This is a genomic window from Humisphaera borealis, from assembly GCF_015169395.1.
Lineage (GTDB): Bacteria > Planctomycetota > Phycisphaerae > Tepidisphaerales > Tepidisphaeraceae > Humisphaera > Humisphaera borealis.
This window is the reverse complement of sequence record NZ_CP063458.1, coordinates 914,818-932,635: the sequence shown is the minus strand read 5'-3', so window position 1 is coordinate 932,635 and position 17,818 is coordinate 914,818. Positions and strand designations below refer to the sequence as shown.

14 protein-coding genes and 1 tRNA gene are annotated in these 17,818 nt (G+C 61.8%); 9 read left to right on the top strand and 6 right to left on the bottom strand.

Features of this window, described 5'->3' with window-relative positions; translation table 11 throughout:
- Positions 1-18: 18 nt before the first annotated feature.
- Both murJ and thiE read right to left on the bottom strand, forming a co-directional pair.
- Entirely contained in the window at positions 19-1,683 is a 1,665-nt protein-coding gene (gene murJ / locus IPV69_RS03540) for a murein biosynthesis integral membrane protein MurJ (protein WP_206293533.1), read from the bottom strand.
- 222 nt (positions 1,684-1,905) lie between these two features.
- Positions 1,906-3,579, bottom strand: a complete 1,674-nt coding sequence (gene thiE / locus IPV69_RS03535) for a thiamine phosphate synthase (protein ID WP_206293532.1) — start codon at positions 3,577-3,579, stop codon at positions 1,906-1,908.
- A 235-nt stretch (positions 3,580-3,814) separates the two neighbouring features.
- On the opposite strand from thiE, the gene IPV69_RS03530 reads away from it, so the two are divergent.
- Positions 3,815-4,855, top strand: coding sequence for a DNA-methyltransferase (locus tag IPV69_RS03530; protein WP_206293531.1), 1,041 nt, complete (start codon positions 3,815-3,817; stop codon positions 4,853-4,855).
- Positions 4,856-5,002: 147 nt separating this feature from the next.
- Here IPV69_RS03530 and IPV69_RS03525 read toward each other — a convergent pair whose 3' ends face one another.
- Positions 5,003-5,263, bottom strand: a complete 261-nt coding sequence (locus IPV69_RS03525) for a NifU family protein (protein WP_206293530.1) — start codon at positions 5,261-5,263, stop codon at positions 5,003-5,005.
- 221 nt (positions 5,264-5,484) lie between these two features.
- Here IPV69_RS03525 and IPV69_RS03520 point away from each other — a divergent pair, with 221 nt between their 5' ends.
- Complete coding sequence (locus IPV69_RS03520; protein WP_206293529.1) at positions 5,485-6,102, top strand: hypothetical protein; 618 nt, start codon at positions 5,485-5,487, stop codon at positions 6,100-6,102.
- 39 nt (positions 6,103-6,141) lie between these two features.
- Here IPV69_RS03520 and IPV69_RS03515 read toward each other — a convergent pair whose 3' ends face one another.
- Positions 6,142-8,310: an LTA synthase family protein gene (locus IPV69_RS03515; RefSeq protein ID WP_206293528.1), complete on the bottom strand. Its 2,169-nt coding sequence runs from the start codon at positions 8,308-8,310 to the stop codon at positions 6,142-6,144.
- Positions 8,311-8,595: 285 nt separating this feature from the next.
- Here IPV69_RS03515 and IPV69_RS03510 point away from each other — a divergent pair, with 285 nt between their 5' ends.
- The 4 genes from IPV69_RS03510 to IPV69_RS03495 all read left to right on the top strand — a co-directional run bounded on the left by IPV69_RS03510 (position 8,596) and on the right by IPV69_RS03495 (position 13,524).
- Complete coding sequence (locus tag IPV69_RS03510; protein ID WP_206293527.1) at positions 8,596-11,154, top strand: CehA/McbA family metallohydrolase; 2,559 nt, start codon at positions 8,596-8,598, stop codon at positions 11,152-11,154.
- 162 nt (positions 11,155-11,316) lie between these two features.
- Positions 11,317-11,574 carry a hypothetical protein gene (locus IPV69_RS03505; protein WP_206293526.1) on the top strand — a complete coding sequence of 86 codons (258 nt, stop codon included), beginning with the start codon at positions 11,317-11,319 and terminating at the stop codon, positions 11,572-11,574.
- A gap of 123 nt (positions 11,575-11,697) precedes the next feature.
- Positions 11,698-12,420 (top strand): class I SAM-dependent methyltransferase, encoded by a 723-nt coding sequence (locus IPV69_RS03500; RefSeq protein ID WP_206293525.1) that lies wholly within the window; start codon positions 11,698-11,700, stop codon positions 12,418-12,420.
- 189 nt (positions 12,421-12,609) lie between these two features.
- Positions 12,610-13,524, top strand: coding sequence for an alpha/beta hydrolase (locus IPV69_RS03495; protein WP_206293524.1), 915 nt, complete (start codon positions 12,610-12,612; stop codon positions 13,522-13,524).
- Between the two features lie 35 nt (positions 13,525-13,559).
- Here the strand turns inward: IPV69_RS03495 and IPV69_RS03490 are convergent, their stop codons facing one another.
- Together IPV69_RS03490 and IPV69_RS03485 are read right to left on the bottom strand one after the other, a co-directional pair.
- Complete coding sequence (locus IPV69_RS03490; protein WP_206293523.1) at positions 13,560-14,198, bottom strand: hypothetical protein; 639 nt, start codon at positions 14,196-14,198, stop codon at positions 13,560-13,562.
- A 42-nt stretch (positions 14,199-14,240) separates the two neighbouring features.
- Entirely contained in the window at positions 14,241-15,836 is a 1,596-nt protein-coding gene (locus IPV69_RS03485; RefSeq protein WP_206293522.1) for a MiaB/RimO family radical SAM methylthiotransferase, read from the bottom strand.
- A gap of 96 nt (positions 15,837-15,932) precedes the next feature.
- On the opposite strand from IPV69_RS03485, the gene IPV69_RS03480 reads away from it, so the two are divergent.
- The 3 genes from IPV69_RS03480 (at position 15,933) to IPV69_RS03470 (ending at position 17,624) form a co-directional block, all read left to right on the top strand.
- The gene (locus tag IPV69_RS03480) at positions 15,933-16,145 is read left to right on the top strand and encodes a hypothetical protein (RefSeq protein ID WP_206293521.1); all 213 of its coding nucleotides are present in this window, start codon (positions 15,933-15,935) and stop codon (positions 16,143-16,145) included.
- Positions 16,146-16,315: 170 nt separating this feature from the next.
- A tRNA-Leu gene (locus IPV69_RS03475) sits at positions 16,316-16,397 on the top strand.
- 192 nt (positions 16,398-16,589) lie between these two features.
- Positions 16,590-17,624: a tetratricopeptide repeat protein gene (locus IPV69_RS03470; protein WP_206293520.1), complete on the top strand. Its 1,035-nt coding sequence runs from the start codon at positions 16,590-16,592 to the stop codon at positions 17,622-17,624.
- Positions 17,625-17,818: the final 194 nt, after the last annotated feature.

Genomic DNA, 17,818 nt, shown 5'->3' with positions numbered 1-17,818 from the left:
GGAGCAGAGCCGTCCCTGCTACCTTCGGCGGAAACGTCGCGGCAGGAAGTGGTCCATCACGGTAACGCCCAACAGCCGGCAGCCAACGCCATAGGCCGCACCACCGACCACGATCAGGATCGCGAGTTGTGCCGCCCAGACCCACCGGCGGTCGCCGGTCGGATAGATCGGCAACCGGCTGACGCCCCAGCAGACCAGGGTCATCAAAGCCGTGGCGGCGAACATCTTGAGGACGGGGCGGAGGATGGTCGTAAGTTCGAGCCCGCCGACCCTGCGATCGAGAATCCGGAGCATCCAGATCGCCTGCACGGTGAACGCCACCAGCGTACCGACGGCCATCCCGGCTTCGCCGAGCACCCAGATCATCGGCAGTTCGACCGCCAGGTTGATGACCAGGTTCAGAATGGCGAGTTTGAGGGGGGTGGCCGTGTCGTGGACGGCGTAGAACGCCCGGCTGGTGATCTGCAGGAGCGAGAAGGCCCAGATCGCGGCGGCATAGTAGATCAGCGAATGGCGAATCAGGTCGGCATCGTGGGCCGTGATTTGGCCGTGTTGGAACAGTAGCCGTATCGCCGGTTCGCTGACGAGAATCAGTCCGACACTCGCGGGGATGCCTTCCCACAAGGCTGCCTCGATTCCCTGCCGAAGCGATGCTTTGAACTTCGACTGGTCTTTTTCAAGCGCATCGCTGCTGAGCGAAGGAAAGATCGCCGTTGCCAGAGCTGTGGCGAAGATGCCCAGCGGAAAGAGGTACATAAACTGCGCGACGGCCAGCCGGGCGGGTGCGCCGGCTTCCATCGGATAACGCAATACCTGGCCGAAGATCGAGAAGTGCGTGATCTGGTTGCCGGCGGCATCGACGCCGGCCATCAGCAACGTGGACAGACTTCGGTCGAGCAGCACCGACAACTGGACGACGCCGGCACCCAGCGCGACGGGAATGGTCAGCCGGAACATGTTTCGGGTCATCGGCGTCCAGAGGCCGACGGCCAGGCGGAAGCGAAAGCCGACGGCACGCAGGCTCGGCAGCAGGATGGCGGTCTGCAACACGCCGGCGACGAGCACGGCAAACGCCAGCCAGTAGACGAGGGAGGTTTGCAGCTCGGCGGCGCGATCGTCATCGGTTCGACCGCTAAGCCCGAGCGTCGCTGCCCCGATCACCAGCACGGCGATGTGGCAGAGGTTGAGCAGGATCGGCGCCGCCGCAGGTGCGGCGAATCGGCGGTGCACTTGGAGGATGCCGGAGAGAAACGCCATTCCGCAGATGAGCAGAACGTACGGCAGCATGATCGCCGTCAGGCGAAGCGTAAGCAGGTGGTCCGCCCGCAGCCCCGGCCAAAGGGCCAGAATGCCCACCAATAGAAGTTCGCCAAGAATGGTGATGGCCAGGAGGATCGCGACGAGCAGGTTGATGCCCGACGCGGCGAAATCGGCGGCGGAGGTCCGATCGTCCTTCACCGCCCTGGCGTAAAGCGGAATAAACGCCGCCGACAGCGCCCCTTCGCCGAAGAGCTTTCGGAAGAGGTTCGGAATGGTGAACGCGACAGTAAACGCCGAAGCGATCAGGCCGGTCCCGAGAAAGTGGGCCGAGACAATCTCGCGTCCCAGCCCCAGAACCCGGCTCGCGAGCGTGAGGAGGCCGACGACTTTGGCGTGGCGAAGGAATGAGGAAGGTTGGGACATCCGTGTCCGAATTGAGGCATCGCGGGTCGCGCAGGGATCTTCCGGTGGGGCAGGCATTCTTGCCTGCCTCGAATGGCCGAGTGCCGGGCATTCCTGCCCGGTCGAGGTCATGCGAAACAGCTCCACCGCCGTCCGGCTGCGGTCCCGCTCAACCCGGCAGGAATGCCGGGGTCGGGGGCCCGCGGCAGATAAGAATGTCTGCCCCACCGGCATGCACACACTTCATCTCTTACCCATAAAGAGCCACCAAGGGTAGCTCCAGCCGTCTTCAGCGAGTCCCTTTCGAACGGGATTGTCGAGCATGTACTTCAGCTTCTCATCCAGTTCATCCTGATCTCGAAGTATTCGGTCCCACGACTCATCCTGCCATACGGAGCCTGAGCCTCCGCGTATCAAATTGACCTTTCGTGCAGAGACGCCCTTCATGCCTTTGGTGATGCGAGGCAGCGTCACGCCACCGATAGGTTCGAGCACTGCATGCACATGATCCGGCATCACCACGGTCCCGATCAAGAAGTAGAACTTTTCGTGGCCTTCGCGGATGTGCGTCAGGACAATGGTTCGCTCTGCTTCACTCAATTCGCCGCTATCAACGCGAAAGGTGATGAAGTAAGCAGAACCTGCCAAGGTCCAGTGAGGGAGTCGCCGACGCCGCTTTTCAAGGGCCGACATGCTCGGAACCGGGCCGGGCAAGAATGCCCGTGCCCTTGAATCGGCAGACAAGAATGTCTGCCCCACCGGGGAGACGGACTCGTCCGACCTGACCTTTTCTTTCAGTCTTGCCGCCGCCACTCTCACATCATCCACGCCCAGCACCGCCGAGCTGACCGCTACGGCCCTGATCCCCGTCGCCAAAACTTCACTGACGTTCTCCTCTGTGATTCCCGCGATCGCCACCGCGGGAATTCCAATCGTTTCGGCGACCTTCCTTGCGTATTCCGGCCCGGCGATGAAGTCCCTGGGCTTGGTGCTACTGCGGAAGAACGGGCCGACGCCGATGTAGTCCGCGCCGTCGAGGACCGCCTGCCGCGCCTGTTCGATGTTGTGGGTGCTGACGCCGACGATGCGGTTGGGCCCGACAATCTTCCTTGCCTCGACGGCCGGCAGATCACCCTGACCGACATGAACACCATCCGCGTCAGCAAGCACGGCGATGTCAGGGCGGTCGTTGATGATGCAGGGGACGCCGAACTCCCGGCAGAGGGCGACCAGTTGCCTGGCACGCGACAGAAGCTCACCGGATTCGAGCGATTTCTCCCGCAGTTGCAGGCAGTCCGCGCCGCCCATCAGGGCGTCGGTCGCCGCGTCGAGCCAGTTGCCTTTGCAGACCGACTCGGTGACCAGTACGTAGAGCTCGATGGAGCCAAAATCGCAGGCCGGCGGGCGGAGGGTCCGGGCGATGCGTTGTTCCAGGTCGTACGAGGCGTATCGCAAGGTCTCGACCTTCTGCGCCGCCGACGGGTCGAGCGTTTTAAGGTATTCCTCGATCGCACGGAGCGCCTCGCCCAGCCGTTTGCCGGCGGCAACGACGACGTCCTCGATGCTGGACCTTGTCAGCTCCGCGGCTGTTTTGTTCGTCGTCCCGACATCGCCGGGCGTATCGCGGTGAAGGATCGCCTCGGGCAGGATCGGCCCCACTGCTTCGGCCAAGCCGTGGCGGACGTGTTTCAGCCGACCGCTCAGACTCTCGGAATCGAGGATAAAGCGGGCGTAGTCCTCCAGAACTCGCAATGCTTCGCGGGCGCGGTTCGCGTTGGCGTCGAGCAGGCGTAAGATCGGTCCGGCAGGCAACCGGCCTGAACCGTCTGCCCATGAATCCGCCCCGGAGGACGCCGCGCCATCGCCTGGCTGAAGCGACGGCTCCGCCGGCGGAAGTTTGGGGAATTCGGGATTCATGCTTAGTGCCGACCGGGGTCGATTATAGGGCGAAGCGCCTCGAAACCCATGGACCGCGCAACGGTCTGAAACTTGGTTCAAAGGCCAGCCACGGAGTGGGAGTCGGATGAATCAGCGTAAACAAGCGTTCGTAAAGGGTTTAGACGCGATCAAGCGGTCCCGGCCCAAATCCCGGCTGTTGAAAAAAGCACAATCCCTTGGGCATGTCGGTCCACGGCTCTACAATCCAGCCGGAATGCCCGAAACGAACCAGATCATCCGCGGCGACTCGATAAAAGTGCTCAATGACGGGCCTGAAGGCTGGGTTGATCTGGTCTTCGCCGACCCGCCGTTCAACATCGGCTACCTCTACCACAACTACGACGACCGCAAAGATGTCGACGAGTACGTTGATTGGTCGGAACGCTGGATGTCGGCCGTGCACCGGGCACTGAAGCCGACCGGCAGTTTCTACCTGGCAATTGGCGACGAGTTTGCCGCCGATCTGGCCGTCGTAGCCCGGCGGAAGATCGGGTTCCACATGCGGAACTGGATCATCTGGCACTACACCTTCGGGCAACAGACCAAGAAGATGTTCGCCAAGAGCCACACGCACATCCTCTACTTCACGAAGCAGAAACCCGAATCGGGGATGACCAACCTCACGTTCAATGCCGACGCCATCCGCGTCGCCTCGGCCCGCCAGACGACCTACGGCGATTCCCGCGCCAACGCCAAAGGAAAGTTGCCCGACGACACTTGGTTCCTGCGCCCGCAGGAGACGTCGTTCTATGAATCAGGCTATTCGCAGTACGTGGAGCAGCAGAAAGACCTGCCGGCCGATGCGTTTCTTCCGGTCGATTTCTTTGACCCGGTGAGTGATACGTGGAACGTCAGCCGAATCTGCGGCACGTTCAAGGAACGCGAAGGCTGGCACGGCTGCCAGATGCCGATCGCGGTCCTCGACCGCATCATCAAAGCCAGTTCCAACCCCGGCGATGTGGTACTCGACCCGTTCAACGGCTCGGGAACAACGGTCGTCAGCGCCGCACTGAACAACCGCCAGTACGTCGGCATCGATCAGAGCGCGGAATACGTCGCCTACGCCAGGAAACGCCTCGAACACGCACTGAGGGTGTCGACGTCCCCGATCAACAGCTCGGCCGCGTCAGGGGCATTGGCGGCATCGGTGGTCCTTGACGACACCCGCGCCAGCAAGGTGATGACCGAGACCGATGCATTCGGCCGCAAGCGTGTCCCCCGCGGTCCGCGGCGGCGCGTCGCCAAGACGGCATAGGGCGGTCATTCAGGATTCAAAAGGTGGAGCGAAAAGGTACGCCGCGTTCTGGGCGTACTCTTAAAGGCACGGATTTGCTGGTGGGCTCTTAAGCGGGGGTCCAAGGTCGATCAGCGACCCTCAGGCGAAATGTGTCCCGAAGCCCTGTCACACCACAGGCACGACTTTCGTCACTTCGGGGACCTTCTCTCGCAAGCTGCGTTCGATGCCGTGCTGAAGCGTCATGTGGCTGCTCGGGCAGCCGATACAGGCACCGTGGAAACGGATCGAAACCTGCCCATCGGGCTGGATGTCGACCAGTTCGATGTCGCCTCCGTCGGCCTGAACGGCCGGGCGGATCAGATTGATCACCGCCAGCACTTTGTCGCGGAGGGGGGTATTGGTGGCGTCGGCGGTTACTGGGGTCATTCGGGTGTCCGTGGCGTCGGGCTGGGACGATCTCCTACGCACCAATCATAGCGAACCGGGAACGCCGGGACAAACCTTGTGTCTGTGGGCGATCACCACGCATGGCCGTTCGGTCGGTAAAAGGGTGCGAGAGCCGAAGGCCGTCATGTCCGGCCCGATAGCCGGCCTGGGGTTGTTTCGGCATTCAGCCCATGTCAATTGTGCCGACCGCGAGACTACATATGAAGCAGTTCCACCTTCCGATCGTCCTGTTCGCGGTCTTGTTCGCCCTGCCGTTGAGTGCCGCAGACGGCGATACCAAGGCGCGTATTGCGACGATCGTCAAGGCAGCCGGCGGGGAAGACAAACTACTCAAGCTCTTTCGCGTCAAGGAACGACTGAACGTCAGCCCCGATCCGGCCGCCAAGGGAAAAGAGCGGGTCTCCGTCATCGAACCGCCGAACTACTGGTGGCTCGGGAAGAAAGAGCGCGTTATGGACGAGAAGGAGCCGGCGATCTTCCTGGTCTGGGCCTGGACGCTGGGGGCACTGACCGATCCGAAGTCGAAGGTCGAGGCGATCCCGGAAATTGTCGAAGCGGAAAAGCCGGCGTTTGGCTTGCGAGTCAGCGGAACGATCACTCCGCCGATGGACCTGTACTTCGACAAAGCCGAAAGCCGGCTGGCCCGGATCGACTGGCGATCCGACATCCACCGTTTCAGCAATTGGAAAGAACACGACGGTGCAAAGTATCCGGCGAAGGTCGTCGGCTACAAGAAATCGAGCGGGAAGGCGTGGTACTACACCGAGGTGCTGGAAGTTGAACGCCTGAAAGAACTGCCGGAGGGACTCAAGCGGTAGAGGGGCGCCTGGAAACGTCTGGCGCTCAGACAGACATCTCTAGTTGCCTGCCGCCGGAACCGTACCCGCCTTGCTCCGCGTGAGGTCTTCCAATCCCGACTGCACATAGGCCCGCAGTTCGCGAGACATCGCTTTTCGGCGGTTGGGGGCATCAGGATCGGTCGCCGGACTTACCGCGGGCGGCCAGAGGGTGTACTTCAAAAGCTGCGGATCGGCCTTGGCATCGTTGAGGACCAGCAGTTCGTCGCCGCGAGCGAGTGCAACCGCCTTGCCGCCGCCGCTCATCTTGAAGACGGCAAAGTTCTCGTCGGGGAACGTGTCGTCGAAGAGACTGCGACCCCACGATGCGTGCGGCGTATCAGTCACGCCGATCAGCCCCAGCACACTCGCCGCGACGTTCATGTGGGCCGCCACCCGGTGATCGACGCCGGGCAAATCCTTCGCGCCGACCAACCCTGGTGCCACGAAAAGCAACGGGACGTGATGGTAAAGCAGGTTCACGTCCGTCAGCTTCGGGCGGACGGCGAATCCGTGGTCGCCTACGAACACGAACAGCGTGTTCTTGAAGTAGCTCAGCTTCTTTGCGTCTTCGACAAACTTGCCGACCGCCCAGTCGGCGTATCGCATAGCCTCAAGTCGCTTGTTGAGCTCGCCCATGTCAGTGATCGGCGGCGCACCCGGCACCGGTGGCACGGAGAACGGGGCATGGTTGGAGAGTGTCATGATGGCCGCCATGAACGGCCCCTTCTTCGATGCCGCCTCGAACTCCTTGTTGCACCGATCGAACAGGTCGCCATCGGAGACGCCCCAGACGGGATCGCGATACTTGGCGTCGACGAGCATTTCCTCCCCGCCGACGAAGGTCTTCACGCCCTGCTTACGGAAGAACCCGCGCATGTTGTCCCACGCGAAATCGCCGTTGTAGAGGAAGAACGTCTGGTAGCCACGCGACTGGAAGATGGACGAGAGCGAGCAGAATTCCTGGTTCGAGACGCTGCTCTCCATCAGCGTCTCGTAGCCGGGCAGGTTGGGGAACCCCAGCTGCGTTGCGAAGATGCCCTGGTGCGTGTGCGATCCGGCGGAAAAAGCGCGATCGAACAGTCGGCCTTCCTTGGCGATCTTGTCGAAAGCCGGTGTAAATGATCGCGGCGCGCCGGTCGAGCCGCTGAAGCGTCCCGAGAAGCTCTCCATCATGACCACAACAACGTTGACCGGCCGGCCGTCCTCGGTCGTAAGGTTGACGGATGATTTGGCCGAGCCGCGCGTTCGCAGTGCCGTACGCTTGCCGGGTTCGATCGCTGATTCGCCCGGGGCGGTCATAAGCCTCTGGGTAATCTGGCGCGCTTCGTCAGGTGCCATACCTTTGGCCCAGGCCCCTGATTCGCGGTCGCGATCGATCGAGTCGAGGCCGGCATGTGCGAGCGACCAAAGCCCGTTGAGGCTCATCTGGCTCACAAACTCGTTGTCGCCGCGAAACGCATCGCCCCACTGCAGCGGCTCACCCTGCACACCGCCACGAACGCCTGTGACGATCGAAGCAATGATCAGTCCGATACCGACGAACTCTGCCGTTCGACTGACGCTTGAGGCCTTCGGCTCGACGATGGAAGCCGTAGTGTCGTCCGACGCTCGCGCGGGACTGGAGGTTCCGCCGGCAAATCGCATCGCGGTGCGGACGCCCAGATGGATGACGCCAGTCAACGCCGCCCATCCCAGCAGATAACGGACGACCGGGAAGTTGTACCAGGTCATGCCCCCGACGATTTCAGGGTGATTCAGATAGCGGATTGCCAACTGGTTGTAGCGCGCCTGAAACTCGTTGAAAAACTCAAACTCCGCGATCAGGATCAGGGCCATCACGCCAAACAACAGGGTGACGCCCCATGTAAAGATCCGTCGCCGTCGGGGACCTGCCCAAGGCGCGAACCAGGGGAGGTAACAGATGATCATGATCGGCGTCATCACGAACGAGATGACCGACAGATCGAAGCGTGTACCGATGACGAAGGCCGAGAGTAGTTCCGACCAGCTCGCGTCCGCCGCGGTACGAACACGAATGATCAAGCCCAACCGCAGCAGGGCAAACAGAACGAGCAGCAGAGTGGTCAGCCCCAGAAGGAGCTTGAGATTGACTGGCAGGTAGCGTCGAGTGATCGCCGGAGTGGCGTCCGATGGCGTAGTGACGGTAACAGAGGGTTGGATCTGCAAATTGCCATCCTGGCAGAAGACGATCGGCACCGTCCAACGAAGCTGCAGCCGGTTGCCGAATTGTTAGTATCATATTCAATTCTCGTCAGGATTCCGAGCGTCGCCGCCGGCGATGTTTAACGAATTCGGGGTATGCTCCGGGTGAGTTGCACTCGCACGTCGGTAGCCGCCAGAGGCACCTCTCGCAGTATCTGAATCGGACGCTCATCGTTTCCTGTTCCAAGCGCCATGAGCGGTGGCTATGGTCCAGGCCGACCCAGGCAGAATCTTTGGAGGATTGATCAGATGACATTGAAAACAGGCTTGATGGCAATCGGCGTGTGTGCTGCCCTTACCGGTATGGCCCATGCCGGCCAGATCGTGACCCTCGACAAGAATAATTGGGGCCTTGTGCCCGGCGGCAAGGAAGTTGATGCCATCTACGGCGACTTCCTGATGAAAAACGACAAGGTCGTCGCGGTGATCGGTTCGTCGCTCCCCGAGCGGCAGCTGAACTTGCGAATCACTGGTGCCCAGGGTTCGGTTATCGACTTCGCACTCCTGGGATCCAACAACGACCAGCTGACGGTTTATCACCCTCATGCCTTCGCCGGCGAAGGCCCCGCCGCCAACCGGGTGGAGGTCATCAAGTCCGACGGTACCCAAGTCACGCTCCGCGCCACGCGCAAGGCCAGTGCCAAGGACCCGATCGAGACGGTGACCGACTACACACTGAAGGACGGCGATCAGCATCTGACGGTAGTTACGCGCCGAACCAACACCTCAGACAAATCCGTGAAAGTGCGTCTGACAGAACGGCTTTTTCACGAGAAGCCCGCTGAGTTTTCGGCTGCCGGGCAGCATCGGATCGTGCAGTCGTTCGACCGGTACTTCGGAATGGCTTACGCGCTGGTGCGAACCGACGGCGGGATGTTGTCGGTTGCGCCATCGTCGGCGACGGTCAAGAACTCGGCAGGATTGATCGACTACCCCGATGCCGTGACGGCCGGGGCCGGCGCGGGCACCGCGGAAATTGGGCCCGGCAAAGAGGTGATCCTGTCGCGTCTGCTCGTCGTCGCCGACGACGCCGCCAGAGCGCAGCAGGCTGCGGCCGCCGCCGTCGGAACGGCGGTCAAGACGTACGCCGTCGCCGTGACGTCCGACACCGGCAAGCCTGTGGAAGGCGCCTACGTTGCCATCCGCCAGACGGCTGCCGTCGCCGGCGAGCGACTTTCCGACGCCAAGGGGCCGGTGGTTTGCAGTGGATTCACGTCGGCCAAGGGTATCGTCGACCTGCCGCTGTCGGAGGGCCAGTTCATCGCGATGGTTGCGACGCCCGGCCGGGCCGATACCTTCGTACCGGTGACGGTTGATGGCGGTGACAAACGATCGACCGCGGTGCAGTTGGGGGCCGCGTGCTCGGTGGCGTTTGATGTCGTTGACGAAGCGGGACAGTCGTCGCCGGTGAAGGTTCAGTTTATTGGGGTCGGTTCGACCCCGAATCCCGATCTGGGGCCCGATCAGCGCGCCGATGGTTGCCGCAATCTCTGGTTCTCCGTGAAGGGACAATTTGAGGTCCCCCTGCCGGCCGGAGACTACTACGTCCTCCTGTCGCGAGGGCCGGAGTACGACGCGGCGTGGCGGACTTTAAAGCTGACGCCCGGACGCAAGGCCACCGTGTCTGCCCGCCTCCCGCGCGTCGTCGATACCAAGGGGTGGATCTCCGCCGACTTCCACAACCATTCAACGCTCAGCGGCGACAACTCGACGCAGACCGAAGGCCGACTCGCCTGCCTGATCGCCGAGCATGTGGAGTTTGCCGCCGCGACAGAGCACCAGCGCATCACTTCCTACAAGCCTTACCTCAAGGCGATGGGGGTCGAAGCATTGATGGCCACCAGCGACGGCATGGAACTGACCGGGTCCCCCCTGCCGCTGATGCATCTCAACACGTTCCCGCTGCACGCTCATCCGCACACGCAGTTCGGTGGTGGACCGATGATCGACAAGGACGCGCTTACACAGATCCGTCGGCTTAAGGACCACGACAACGGTTCCGACAAGCTCATGCAGCAGAACCACCCCGATATCGGCTGGCTTGTCTTCGACAAGGACGGCGACGGCAAGCCCGACGGCGGCAACGGCACTCTCGCCTACACGGACGTGATTGAAATCTGGACGACCACGATCCTGGACCAGAAACCGTTCATCGGCTTCAAAGGCAACAAATCCAACGACCGGATGTTCAACTGGCTCCAATTGCTGAACCAGGGTCATCGCCTGCCGGGTGTCGCGAACACCGACGCCCACATTTGCTTCCATGACAGCGGCACGATCCGCAACTGGGTCAAGAGCGAGACCGACATCCCGGCGGAGATCAAGGAGATGGATGTGGTCCGCGAAAGCCGAAAGGGCCGGTTGACGATGTCCAGCGGACCGTTCCTCGAAGCCTGGCTCAGCGGTGGCGAGTCAACGACACCGGCCATCCCCGGTGACGACATCAGGATCTCCGGCGACGGCAAACTGAGGATTCGCGTCCAGTGCCCCAACTGGTTTGGCGTGAACAGGATTCAGGTGCTCGTCAATGGCAAGCCCGACGCCACGCTCAACTTCACCCGCAAAACCCACCCGGCGATGTTCGCCGACGGCGTGGTCAAATTCGATCAGGTGCTGCCCATCAAGTTCGCCGCCGACGCGCATGTGATCGTGGTCGCGACCGAAGAAGGCGGCACCACCGCGCCGGTGATGGGTGCCGGCGGCGAGCCGCCGATGGCAATCAGCAACCCCATCTACGTCGATTTCGACGGCAACGGGTTCAAAGCTAATGGCGACAAGCTTGGCGCACCACTGCCCGTCAAGCAGTAGCAGACGAGACCTGCGGCAAGCCAACTCAGCGGTGTGATGAAACATTGAGTTCATGCCTGAATGAGCCATTTGTCACCTCGGACGGCCCACGGGCATCCTACTGTCGTCCAATGCAGCGAATCGTTCGCCGCAGCGACACAAACCGAATGCTTAGAGGTGCCCATGTTCAATAAATCAACTTTCGTCGCGATCGCCAGCCTGTTGCTCGCAAGTTCAGCGTCTTTTGCCACCGAATCGCAGTCGTCGCGCACGGTGACAATTCGCGGCGGGCAGGGTGACGTTTCGACCGTGGTCATTCCCGCAAACGGCCAACGCGAGGCGCAGCCCTACCAACTGACTGGCAACGGACAGGCGTCGCAGTCGAAGACGATCACGCTTCGTACCGGCCAGGGTGGCTTCGTTCAGGTTCCTCAGCGGTAAGGGGATCTGCACCGGATTCACGGTAAATATAGTCCTACGTATCTACGGGCAGGCGAATCTCGCCTGCCCGTTTCTTTGTTGGCGTGACATTGCGATAACGGCGCGTTGAAGTATCGCCACGTCATGAAATCAACCGTTGAAGAAATCCGGGCCCGTTTTGATGCCGATGTCGAGCGGTTCAGCAACCTGCAGACCGGGCAGTCCGCTACTGTGGATGCGCCGCTGGTGCTGGAATTGATCGCCGAGGCGGCGTCCGTTGTCACGCCGGGCGCGGGGTCCCTGCTCGATGTCGGCTGTGGCGCCGGGAACTACGCACTGAAGCTACTTTCCCGCCTGCCCGGAATGCACTGCACGCTGGTGGACCTGAGCCGCCCAATGCTCGACCGTGCAGTCGAGCGCGTCTCGGCGGCGACGACGGGCATTGTCACGCCAGTCCAGGACGATGTTCGTTCCCTCGATCTTCAACCGGGGTCATTCGATCTCATTGCCGCAGCGGCCGTGCTCCACCATCTGCGAACGGATGCCGAATGGGAGGCCGTATTCGCGATGTTCTACCGCGTGTTGCGCCCGGGCGGATCGGTCTGGATCTCCGACCTGGTGGCTCACGATCACCCCGGCATCCAGGCCATGATGTGGCGTCGCTACGGTGCTTATCTCTCCGAACTGCGTGGCGGCGGGACTGCCGGCGAGAAGTATCGTCAGGATGTGTTTGCCTACGTCGAGAAGGAAGACACCCCTCGCCCGCTGGAGTATCAGACCGACCTCCTCCGCCGGGTGGGGTTTGCCGAGGTGGTCGTGCTTCACAAGAATGGGTGCTTCGCCGCATTCGGCGCGGTGAAGCGCTAGATGGCAGTGCGGGATTCAGCGCTTGTGGTGCAGGCGTCCCGCCTGCGATGCAGCCGGGACGGCTGCACCACAACGGCGCCGATTCACGCACAGTCATTTAGATAGCAGTCCGCGTTTCGCGAGAATACCTCGCTGTTTCCGTAATGCGAATTGCGGTCGACGATGTCAATGTCTGAAGGAATCCATCCGATGATGCGACCACACCTGCTGCTGATGACGATCGCACTCACCGCCATGACCGCCGGCGCGGCAGAGAACGCGGCGATTCGTGATGAAATGGGGCGAGATTACTACCTGTATGAGCCGTCCCGCATCGACGCCAGAAAGACCTACTGGCTCGTCGTCGGCGTTCATGGCTACGGCGGCAACGGCAAGGGTGCCGCCGGGCTCGCCGGCTGGGTGCGCAACGGCGACTGCATCGTCGTCGGCCCCAGCTTTCCCAATGACGGGTATCAGCTTCTCCAGAAGCAGGCCGACGAGCAGCTGGTCAGGCTCTTCGAATCCCTCCAGAAACAGTTCAAGCTCCGGCCGAAACTGTTTGTTTACGGTTTCTCCGGCGGATCACAGTTCGCCCATCGGTTCATGATGAAGTATCCGGAGCTTGTCGCCGGCTGCTCGGCCCACTCGGGCGGCACCTGGGCGACGGGCGATCAGTGGATGTCGATCAACCCCAAAGCCGCGGCGATCCCTTTTGTCATGTCGTGCGGTGAAGCCGACACGGCCAAGTCCAACCCCGCCGCACCGTTCGGCCGCTACGAATGGGCCAGGGTGTTCGAGAAGCAGATCGCCGAAGCGGGCTTCTGCTATGAGGCGAAGTATTGGCCGAAGGTCGGCCACGCCACCGCGCCGGGCGTTTCGACGATGACCGAGGATTGCTATCGACTGGCGACTGTGGTTCAGCCGGCGATCGAAGCTGCAATTGATGATGCACGCAAGCGGCACGCTGAGGGTAATACGGCATCGGCGCGGACCGTGATCGCCAAGGCACGCAGCCTGCTGCCCAAGCCCACCACCGAACTGAGCCGGCGTTTTGCCGATCAATGGAACAAGGTTCTGACGACGATCGAATCTGACGTCGGAACGGCTGCCAAACCAGTTCAATGAAACGGCGGGCCTGACTGGCCTGCTCGGCGGAGCCTTCAATTCGTCGCACGGGCACGGTGCCAGAGATATGCGATGCCCCTTGCACCGAAGAAGATGCCGGATGCCACGGCCCCTTCAACGAACAGGTCGATCCCGGATTCTCGCAGCAGAGCACTCTTGTCTTGAACCATGCCGTCAATCCCGGGGGCCGTAACCGCGATCCCGATGGTCGCGACATGCCGACACGCGTATGCACCAAGCGCAAGGCCGAGTACAGAGAACGCGAGCGATTGGGCGTGGGCTGCCGAAAGTCGAGCGCGGGGTGCGCCGACAAGCCCGCTCACGTCGCGAAGCATCCACCGGGCCGCGGGTCGGGCGATAAACCACAACGCCATCCCGATAGCGAGGCCCGCCAGTGACGGAGCGAGCCGTACCAGCTCGTACTGAATCGAGATGTTCTTGATCGACAATGCCAGAAATGGATAGGTGACCAGCGCCGGTGCCGATGTCGCAACGAAATAAGTGGCCAGCAGCCTCATACCGATGACAGCCACGTCGAGACGTCCGACCGGGGCCTGGTCGGGGATCGAATGTTCGTCTCCGGTGGAATAGGCAAGGGAACCTGCCGGCGCGGTTGCCTCGGAGCTTGTCTCCGAGATCGGAATGTCATTTCCCGTCACATCGGATTCCGACATCGGTTCCCTCTCCCTTTTCAGCTTTCCAAGACCCGTTTGGTTCTATGGCACGACAGCCGGCAGCTCGGCCAACCGCGCGAACAACGTCATCTGCTTCGCGTCGATGATCTCGACGTCGAGCAACCGCCCCTTCAGAGACATCTCCCCGTCGAACACGACGACTTGATCGCCCGACGTGCGACCGACCATCTGGGTGCTGGTGACGGCGGGCTCAATCGTTTGAATCTCGGCGAGCCGGGCCTTCTTGCGGGTCTCCCATCCCAGCTCCACGCCGCTTGCAGGCGCTTTGGGGTAAGCCGCAGCCTGCTGCTTGCTGACCAGCTTGCTTTGGCCTTCGACCAGAACCTGCACCGTCCGGCCGATCATCTCCCGGTTGTTCTGAGCGCTGACTTCATGCTGCACTGCAAGCAGCTCGTTGTTCCGCCGGCGTTTGACGTCTTCGGGCACATCATCGGTGAAGCGGTCGATCGCAATCGTCCCCGGCCTTGGTGAGTACTTGAAAATGAAGCTGTTCTTGAATCGGCCGTGGCGGATGATGTCCTTGCAGGTCTGGAACTCTTCCTCGGTCTCGGTCGGGAAGCCGACGATGAAGTCGGACGCGATCGAGATGTCGGGCATGTAGCCGCGGGCGCGGTCGATGAAGTCGCGGTACTGCTGGGCGGTGTAGCCGCGGTTCATGATCTTGAGAATGCGGTCGCTGCCGTGCTGTGCCGGCACGTGCAGGTAACGGCAGATGCGCTCGCAGTCGCGCATCGCCATGAGCGCCTCGTCGGTGAAGTCGCGCGGGAAGCTGGTGACGAAGCGCAGCCGTGGCAGATGCGGGACGGCTTCATGGATCTGGTAGAGCAGCTCGGCGAACGAAGTCTCTCGGCCGTCGCCGAACTTAAAATGGTAGTGGTTGATCGTCTGCCCGAGCAGCGTCACTTCGCGCACGCCGGCGTCGGCGAGACGGCGGACCTCATCAACGATGTTCTCCGGCGGACGGTGGACCTCGGGCCCGCGTGTGTACGGCACCACGCAGTAGGTGCAGAACTTGTTGCACCCGCGGGTAATGCGGACGTACGCCTGCGCCAGGTCGTCTTCCGGACTGATCGCCCGCGACAGGTCGAGCATCTCCAAGTTGTCCTTGGCGGCGTCGAGCGTGCCAGACCGGCGAACATTGGCGCCCATCAGGGCAACCTGACGGTAGCCGGAAGGATGAGCGATGACGGATGACGGATGAATGGAAGAAGGATTCCCTTCATCCTTCATCCTTCCGCCTTCATCCTTCGCCAGCGTGGTAACGCTGGCGTTGTGGATCAGACCGGGCAGCTTATCCAACTCCCCGGGACCGCACAGGATGTCGACTTGCGGGAACTTGTCGAAGATGTTCTTGCCATCGCGCTCGGCCATGCAGCCGATGACGCCGATGACCAGGTTCGGATCGTCCTTCTTTCGCTGTCGCAGCTCCCCAAGCCTGCTCCACACCTTCTGCTCGGCGTGTTCGCGGACAGAGCAGGTGTTGTAGAGGATGACGTCGGCCGATTCTCGATCTTCAGTCGAGACATAGCCTTGCGCGCGGAGCTGGCCCAAGACAAGCTCGCTGTCGAGCACGTTCATCTGGCAGCCGAAGGTTTCGAGGTACAGCTTGCGTGGCATAGGAGTAGCAGAGTCTTCCGTCCTGCAGCGGACACGGTCACAGGCCGAAAAGCCTGTGCTTTGAACGGTTAATCCGTCGAGTATACTAATGCAGCGATGGAAGACATAGCCGAACAACTTGCGATCCGTGATCGCTTTCTCAAGCGGATTTCGGAGCACCGCACCCCAGAAGAGCGCATGGAACTCATGGCGCGCCTTCAGAGGCAGGCTAGGGGCCTTCTCACGGACAATCCTGAGGGATATTCCAATTACACGCGCCGCAACATGAATAAGCGGGCCATCGACTTTGCGGAGAACCATGCCGCCTGATTTTGCTGCTTTCGAACTGCCACCGTACCACCCACGATTTGTTTGACTCCGCTTCCTTTCCCCTATGTAATGCCGGAACGACCTAAGACGCCGCCCCTTCAAGCGTTCTGACTGAAGGCGGCCATTCCACAGAGTTGTGAAAGCTGGGTCGTGACAACTGAGCAATCCTTGCAGGAGTGGCGGAATTGGCAGACGCGCAGGACTTAGGATCCTGTACCGCAAGGTGTAGGGGTTCGACCCCCCTCTCCTGCATTGGCTTGGAAACCGCAAAACTCCCGGCGGAGAACTGACGCGGTTTCCGTTCGATGATGTGATCGCCTTGCCGTCGGCAGCGCGTCCGCCAAGGCGGACCGTACTAACAGCCGCCAGACGAACCCCGCCTTCCCTCGCGATCGTCCTGGCGGAAAGGAAACGACTTCGATGACCCGCAGCCATTCGACTTCCATGAAACGCATCGGCCGCTCGCTCGCCTTTCTCGTGGCGACCGCCATCCCGTCCGCCGGTCTGGCCGACACGATCTGGTACGGCACCGGTGGTGCTGCAATCAAGGCCGAGGGGACGGTCATGAAGGTCGAGGGCGGCAACCTCGTCTGGCAGAACAAGTCCACCGGCAACAGCACTCAGCGACCCTTGGACGCGATCGTCAAGGTAAACGCCGACGGCGAAGCCGCTCTCAACGCCGCCGAGGACGCCTACGAGGCCGAGAAGTGGGACGTCGCGGCGACTAACTACGACAAGGCAATCAGCGCCAGCCGCAAGGATTGGGTGAAGGATCGCTCGGTGTTCCGGCTGGTGGCCGCGGCGGAAAAGGCCGGCCAGTTCCCGCTGTCGGCCAAGGCGTTCGTACAGCTGGCCGCCCGCGACCCCAACCAGGCGAAGGAAAAGAAGCCGGCCATTCCCGATGACAAGGCGCTGATCGGCCGGGCCATTCCCGACGTCGAACGTGCCTTTGCCACCAAGCAGACCGACCTGGTCCGGGAGTTCCTCGGCGAGCTCTATATTGCCAATTCCGAGCCCGACAAGGCGATGCGGCTACTCGCCGGCGCTCCGGGTGCCGACAAGAACCCGGCGTTGCTCGTCATGCAGGCCAATGCCGCACTGAGCACCAAGAACTACGCCGCCGCGTCAGACGTGATCAACAAGAACAAGGCGTTGTTCACCGATCCGACGCACCAGCTTACGGCCTTGTACACGCTGGCCGAGTGCTCCGCCGCAACCGCCGGTAATGACCCGGCAAAGCGTCAGGACGCCGCGATCGCCTACATGCGCGTCGTGGCCCACTTCAGCAATAAATCCAGCCCGATGGTGCTGAGTTCACTGCTGAAGGCGGCCAAGCTGCTGGAAGACGGCGGGCAGGCCACAGAAGCGGCCGCGCTTTATAAGCAGGTCGCAGAAGACCCCAAGTTCAAGGGAAGCAAGTCGGCCGCTGACGCCAAGGCGAACTACGACCGCCTTGCCGCCGCCGCGAAGCCCAAATGAGTTCCCACGGCATCCCATCCGGTGCGTTTCGCGGCAATCAGTGTCGGGCATGACGCCGGTCTTAGCGCCTTTCGGCGAACTGTGTCCGCAATCATGCAGCCGGCAGCGGAGCGCTCTCCGGCGGTCGTTGTGACCGTCGGCACGAAACATTCATCCTCACGTGCCCTTGCCGGACCGTCCCACCCTCCCTTAAC